Genomic DNA, 1,128 nt, shown 5'->3' with positions numbered 1-1,128 from the left:
GGCCGCCCGGCCCCTGCCCGGGCGGTGAAGTCCGCGGTGCGGACCTTGCCCCCGTGCTGGAAGTCCAGGAACAGCCGGTAGTCGCCGCCGCTGGGCACCTCGGCGTAGAAGACGATCTCGGGCCCGGGCTTGGTCTTGCCGTCGCCCGGCGCGCCGTCAGGGTGCACGTGCAGATAGGCCAGGTCACCGGCGCGCAGGGCGACCAGGTGACCGTACGCGCCCAGGTACGGCTGCAGGTCGGTCACCGGCTTGCCGTCCTTGCTGACCGTGAGGGTGAGCTTGCTCGCCTGACCGGGCGTCAGCTCGCCGTCGAGGGTGACCTCGTATCCGTCGACACTGGCAGTACGGGTGACCTTCTGAAGCGGCTTGGGCTCGTAATCACCGGCGACGAACAGGTCGGTGCCCAGGGTCAGAGCGCTGCCGCCGCTGGGGGCGAAATCGGCGAACGCGCGATACGTCCCCGCGTCCGGGAGGGTGAGCTTGACCGACCAGACGCCGTCGCCGGCCTCCGCCGGGTGCAGGTGCTGGAACGTGGTCAGGTCGCGGGACACGACGATGAAGTGCAGCTTCTTGTCGTGCTGGAGCTGGTAGTCGGTGACCGGCCGCCCGTCGGGACCGGTCACGGTGAAGCGGAAGTCGGTCGGCTCGCCGGGCTTGATCGCGTCGGTGAGCGGGTTGAAGGTATAGCCGTTCTCGGACACTTGAAGCCCTCCGGGGGTATCGCTCTTCGCCTGCTCGGTGGCGTGCTCCCCGTGTCCCGCGCCCGCGGTCGGCGCCGCCAGGGACGTCATCGCGGCGTGGGCCTCTGCCGGGGGCGTCCCAACCGGTCCCACCGCCTTGCCCATGCCCAGGGCGCCGCCGAAGAGGACGGCGAGCCCCAGGACGCAGGAGCCGAGCTTGGCCGCGGTGTTCACGGGTTCGCCACCTCATATCCGGCCTCCTCGACCGCAGCGACGATCTTCGCCGTGTCGATGGGGCCGTCGCTGTCCACGGTCAGCAGCCCGGTGGCCAGGTCCACCTCGACGCCCGTGACGCCGGCCACTTCGCTGACCTCTTCCTTGACCGAGCTGACGCAGTGACCGCAGGTCATGCCCTTGACGGTGTAGGTGGCGGTGCTCATATCGATCT

At 69.9% G+C, this 1,128-nt stretch carries 2 protein-coding genes; both read right to left on the bottom strand.

Features of this window, described 5'->3' with window-relative positions; all coding sequences use genetic code 11:
- Window positions 1-914: hypothetical protein (locus tag EJK15_RS69470; RefSeq protein ID WP_138720952.1), on the bottom strand; the 914-nt coding region annotated here is incomplete at its 3' end.
- The gene (locus EJK15_RS69465) at window positions 911-1,120 is read right to left on the bottom strand and encodes a heavy-metal-associated domain-containing protein (RefSeq protein WP_138720951.1); all 210 of its coding nucleotides are present in this window, start codon (window positions 1,118-1,120) and stop codon (window positions 911-913) included. The genes EJK15_RS69465 and EJK15_RS69470, both read right to left, overlap by 4 nt.
- Between the last annotated feature and the right edge of the window lie 8 nt (window positions 1,121-1,128).

Origin of the sequence: Nonomuraea basaltis (assembly GCF_005893125.1) — a bacterium.
In the GTDB taxonomy this organism is placed as follows: domain Bacteria; phylum Actinomycetota; class Actinomycetes; order Streptosporangiales; family Streptosporangiaceae; genus Nonomuraea; species Nonomuraea basaltis.
This window is presented reverse-complemented; position numbering and strand designations above follow the sequence as displayed.

Excerpts from the sequence above, each read along its gene's own strand:
- EJK15_RS69465 (WP_138720951.1), bottom strand. The coding sequence starts at position 1,120 with ATGAGCACCGCCACCTACACCGTCAAGGGCATGACCTGCGGTCACTGC.